The 5262-nt window shown below is 66.8% G+C and carries 5 protein-coding genes; 4 read left to right on the top strand and 1 reads right to left on the bottom strand.

Features of this window, described 5'->3' with window-relative positions; genetic code table 11:
- From EGJ34_RS20335 to EGJ34_RS20320, 4 genes are all read left to right on the top strand, one after another.
- The coding region (locus EGJ34_RS20335) for a TolC family protein (RefSeq protein ID WP_260477084.1) at positions 1 to 587 on the top strand (587 nt) is incomplete at its 5' end.
- A gap of 4 nt (positions 588 to 591) precedes the next feature.
- Positions 592 to 2592: an FUSC family protein gene (locus tag EGJ34_RS20330; protein ID WP_125362244.1), complete on the top strand. Its 2001-nt coding sequence runs from the start codon at positions 592 to 594 to the stop codon at positions 2590 to 2592.
- Positions 2593 to 2947: 355 nt separating this feature from the next.
- On the top strand, positions 2948 to 3583 hold the full coding sequence (locus EGJ34_RS20325; protein ID WP_125362243.1) for a hypothetical protein: 636 nt from the start codon (positions 2948 to 2950) through the stop codon (positions 3581 to 3583).
- Between the two features lie 92 nt (positions 3584 to 3675).
- A complete protein-coding gene (locus tag EGJ34_RS20320; RefSeq protein WP_260477083.1) occupies positions 3676 to 4527 on the top strand; it encodes an XVIPCD domain-containing protein in 852 nt (283 codons plus the stop codon).
- Between the two features lie 147 nt (positions 4528 to 4674).
- On the opposite strand, the gene EGJ34_RS20315 is transcribed toward EGJ34_RS20320, so the two are convergent.
- A partial coding sequence (locus tag EGJ34_RS20315) for an ATP-binding domain-containing protein (protein WP_185750273.1) occupies positions 4675 to 5262 on the bottom strand: 588 nt, incomplete at its 5' end.

Below are 5262 nucleotides of genomic sequence, written 5' to 3'. Positions count from 1 at the left end.
GCGCCCTGCTGCAGCGTCGCCCCGACATTCGCCAGGCCGAGCGCCGCCTGGCTGCGGCCACCGCGCGGATCGGCGTGGCCACCGCCGAGCTGTATCCGGACATCCGACTGGGCGCGTCGGTCGGGGCCGCCGGCCTGCTGGAAGATTTCGGCAATGCGATGACCCGGCAGTGGTCGTTCGGACCGCTGATCTCCTGGACCCTGCCCTCCTCCGGCACGCACGCACGCATCCACGCCACTGAAGCCGGAGCCGACGCGGCGCTGGCCGAGTTCGACAGCAGTGTGCTGCAGGCGCTGCGCGAAACCCAGACCGCACTGAGCCGCTACGCGCACGACCTGGACCGGGTGCAGTCGCTTCAGCAGGCGCAGCAGCAGGCCGCGCTGGCCGCCGCGCAGAACCGCCGGCTGTACCAGGGCGGGCGCACGCCGTACCTGTCCAGCCTGGATGCCGACCGCACCCTTGCCTCGGCCGACGCTACCCTGGCCCAGGCTGAAGCACAGATTTCGCGTGACCAGATCCACCTGTTCCTGGTGCTGGGCGGCGGCTGGAACGCCGACGCCGTGGCGGCGCACGCGTCGAATGAGTAACTCCATGCTGCTGCTGGACCGCCAGGCCTGGACGTTCTCGGTCAAGACCTTCCTGGCCGCGCTGGCCGCGCTGTACATCGGCCTGGCCGGCAACCTGTCGCGCCCGTACTGGGCGATGGCCACTGTGTACATCGTCACCCAGCCGATGCTGGGCCCGACCCGGGCCAAGGGCGCGTACCGCATCATCGGCACGCTGATTGCCGGCGCGGCCACGCTGTGGATGCTGCCGCACCTGGTGGAAGCGCCGCTGCTGCTGAGCGCGGCGATGTCGTTGTGGCTGTCGGCCTGCCTGTTCATCGCCCTGCTCAACCGCGGCCCGCGTGGCTATGCCTTCCTGCTGGCCGGTTACACCACCGCCTTCATCGGCTTCCCGGCGGTGACCTCGCCGGACACCATCTTCGACACCGTGGTGGCGCGCAGCGAGGAAATCATCCTGGGCACGGTCGTGGCGGTGCTGTTCGCCTCGCTGTTCTTCCCCACCTCCGTCCAACCCATGCTGCGTGCGCGCATCGGCAGCTGGATGGGCGATGCCGCACAGTGGTGCCGGCAGATCCTGCTGCGCGGCCAGGCACATGCACCGCGCAATCGTCTGGCCGCCGACCTGGTGCAGTTCGAGGCGCTGATCGAGTTCCTGCGTCGCGATGATCCGCGCCACGCCGGGGCCGCAGTATCGATGGAACGGCTGCGCGAGCGCATGCTGCTGATGCTGCCGGTGCTGTCGTCGATTGCCGACCGGTTGGGTGCTTTGCGCGCCGGTGGGCGCGAGCTGCCGCCGGGGCTGGAAGCGCTGATCACCGACATCGCGCAGTGGCTGGAGCGGCCCGGTCGATCCAGTGCCAGCGAGTACGCCGTGCTGCGTGAGCGCATCCTGGCGTTGAAACCTGCCGTGGATGGCGAACTCGACCACCTGCTGCTGGTCACCCTGCTGCTGCGACTGGAGGAACTGGTGGACCTGTGGCAGGACTGCAGCACGCTGCAGCACGCGATTGAGCAGGGCACCGCGCCGCTGGACACCGCGCATTACCGCATCCGGGCCACCCCGGTGCGGCACAGCCGCCACGTCGACTACGGAATGGCGCTGTTTTCCGCTGCCAGTGCCGGCGTCGCGCTCATGACTTACTGCGCGCTGTGGATCGCGCTGGGCTGGGAGGGCGGCGGCAACGGGGCGATGATGGCGGCGGTGGCGGCGGCGTTCTTCGCCGCGCAGGACGACCCGGCTCCCAGCATGCTGCAGTTCCTGTTGTGGGCGATCGTCGCCAGCCTGGTCGCCGGCGTGTACCTGTTCGGCATCTTCCCGGCAGTACACGACTTCGGCAGCCTGGCGCTGGTGCTGGCGGTGGTGTTCCTGCCACTGGGCCTGCTGCTGCACCGCCCTCAGACCGCGCTGATCGGCCTGCCGCTGACGGTCAACCTGGTGGCACTGCTGAATGTGCAGAACACCTACAGCGCCAACATCCAGAGCTTCATCAATTCATCGGTGGCGATGTTCATCGGCATTGGCTTTGCGGTGGTGATGACCCGGCTGTTCCGTTCGGTGGGTGCCGAATGGACCGCACGGCGGCTGGTACGCCAGGGCTGGAGCACGCTGGCCGATGCGGCGCAGGGCCGGGGTCAACAGGATCGCCAGCAGTTTGCCGCACGCATGCTGGACCTGCTCGGCCTGCTCGCCCCGCGTCTGGCGGCGGCACCGGCGGGCAGCGACCTGGCGTCGGTGGACATGCTGACCGAGGCGCGCATTGGCCTGAACATCCTGCAGCTGCGCCGCGCCCGACATGCGTTGCCTGAAACCAGCCGACAGGCAGTGGAGGCGATTCTGGATGCGGTGGCGGCGCATTACCGGTCACAGGTGGCGCAGCGGAAGCCGTTGCCGGCACCGCCTGAACTGCAGGCTCAGCTGGATGCCTCGCTGCAGCGCGTGCAGACCGTAGCCGCGGGCAAGGCGCGCGACGAAGCGCTGATGGGCGTGCTCGGATTGCGCTACGCGATGTATCCCGAACGCGGCTGACGCGTATCGGTCGGGCTTGCCTCCGCTTGCGGGAATCTGATCAGGGCTTGCCTCAATGCATGGGAACCCCGATCGGAACTTGCCTCCATGCACGGGCACCCGATCGGAACTTGCCTCCATGCATGGGAACCCGATCGGGGCTTGCCACCATGCATGGGAACCCCGTAGAGCCGGGCTTGCCCGGCTGCTGTTGGCGGTGCGCGAAGAGCAGCCGGGCAAGCCCGGCTCTACGGGTGCGTCGCAATCCCGGTACCGTCCCCACCCGTCTGATTACGACAGGTGCAATTGACCGCGCGAAGTCGGAACCCCAGTGTTCGGCCTTCCACTTCAGCCACGCGCACTGCGAAGGAGCGTCATGCGGGTTCGAATTCGGGTGATGGCGCTGGCCATCTCCCTGCTGGGCACCGTTCTGCTGTCCGGCTGCGAGCCGTCCGGAACGCGCAGTTCCGAACAACAACGGCGAGATGATCTGGTTCCGCTGGTACGGCCGCTTCCACTGGTGAAGATGGCCGAGCCGATGGTGATCGAATTCGATGTGCCGCCTCGGCCCAAGCACGCGTCTCCGGCCTTGTTCCTTGGGTTCCGTGTTGCCGATCAAAGTGGGCTCCGTTCGTACGAAGTGCGTGATGCCATTCGGCGCAAGAGCTTTTCGACCATCGTGAGGTTGCAGAGCATTGCAGCCGGACGACCCACGGACATCCCTCTCTACCGTATTGAGTGGGTTGGGTCCGATTCCAGCAAGCCCACAACCGCTGTCGTAGGTGCCGACGGTGTTGTGCCCCGTCTCGAGCCAGGCGACGTGGACCATGGATCAGTCAATGCAGCGGGCCTGGACGGAGACGGCTCCAGCTACCGCTACTTCGAGTTCGCATGGGCCGCAGATATCAGCCCGGGGCGCTATCGCCTAAGGCTGCAGTTGCTTGATCCACCCACGGACCTTAGCGGATTTCAGGCGGAGTTGATGATCGCGTATGCCCGTATGGGCAAGTAGAGGTTGAGTTGAACAATACATACACCGTTTCCATATTCGTCGCGGCCCCTGGCACCCCGTTCCGCGGCGGCGGAAGTTCGGCAGCAGGACATGTGTACTACGAAATTGCCGATGGCAGCACCAAACTGAGCTACGGCTTCGCACCAGAGTCCCCTGGAGTGATGTCCGGACCGGGGGCTGTTTCCGACAAAGATGCTGGCCGGTATGTGGATCCTCTCTACGTACGTTCGCTGGAGATCACTCAGAACCAGTATGAAAAGCTGAAGGCCTTCGGCGACAATCCAGAGAAGCACGGCTTCAGCACCCAGTACAACGGTGCGACCAACAGCTGCATCGACTTCGCCTGGGGTGCGCTCAATCACGCCGGTTTGCATCGCACCACGCCCGATCAGGTCGAGGACACGAAGTTCGACGGCGCACTGAAGCCGCTGGACAACATCAAGCACATCAAAAGCATCCGCCCCCCTTTCCCGGACAGCAAACTCAATGACGAGGTCGACAACCCCCTGCCGAAGCAGACGCGGCTGCAGCGCTTCATCAGCGACGCGGACCTGCCTGCGCAGGAACGGCAGATGCTGCAGGTGATCCGCGCGGAGGTGGATGTGATCGACCGCCAGCATGGTCGAGCGTTCGATGCCATCAGCGAGCGCATCTCCGTCGGACTGCTGGCCGCGGCCAAGGGACAGGGCTTGCAGCGCGTGGATCACGTGATGCTGGGTCAACCGCCGGCCGACGGCAGCGGGCAGCGCATGTTCGCGGTGCAGGGGGCGTTGGATGATCCGGCACATCTGCGCGCATCAGCGCCCGTCGGGCTGATGGCGCGTACGCCGTTGGAGCAGTCGTATGACACGCTGAGCCAGCTGCATGACGATGCGCAGCGGCGCGCGTTGGGCGGTGTGGAGCCGCCGCAGCAGGCTGCCGATGTTTCGCGACGAATGGGGTGATTCACGCAGTGCCCGTAGAGCCGGGCTTGCCCGGCTGCCCTTCGCGCAGCGCCAACAGCAGCCGGGCAAGCCCGGCTCTACGGATGCGTCATCCCCGAGAAGTCCAGTTGACGGTCCGACGGGTGCCGGCACCCGTCGGCCCCATGGTCAGAACAGGTCGCCCTGCGTGGGCGGTAGCTCGTCGGCGGGCGGTGACGTTGGCGCTGGCAGGCCCAGCCGTGCCGCCAGTCCGGACAGGCGGCTGGCATGGCGGCCGAGCGCGGCGGTCAGCACGTCTTCGCTGCCCAGCAGATGCAGCGACTGTCGCGCCCGGGTCATGCCGGTGTAGATCAACTCGCGCGACAACACCCGGGTGTCGCGCCGTGGCAGCTGCAGCCACACCGCGTCGAACTCCGAACCCTGCGCCTTGTGCACGGTCATCGCGAAGGCGCTTTCATGCGCGGGCAACGCCGCCGGATGGAACGCGCGGGGTTGTCCGGCGGTTTCGCCGGCAAACCACGCCATCACCGCCCCGCTGTCATCGCGCAGGCAGATGCCGATGTCACCGTTGAACAACCGATGCCGGTAGCTGTTCTCGGTGATCAGCAACAAACGACCGTGGAAATAGCGCGGCCCGGCACCGGCGCGGGCACTGCCAGCCAGCAGCGCTTCGATGCGCTCGTTGAGTCCGCGCGCACCCTGCGGGCCTTCGCGCAAAGCGGTGAGCAGACGCAGGCGGCTGGCCCGGGCCAGCGC

The organism is Stenotrophomonas sp. 278 (assembly GCF_003935715.1).
Lineage (GTDB): Bacteria > Pseudomonadota > Gammaproteobacteria > Xanthomonadales > Xanthomonadaceae > Stenotrophomonas > Stenotrophomonas maltophilia_AH.
The sequence above is the reverse complement of the archived record's forward strand: the minus strand, read 5'-3'. Positions and strand labels throughout refer to the sequence as shown.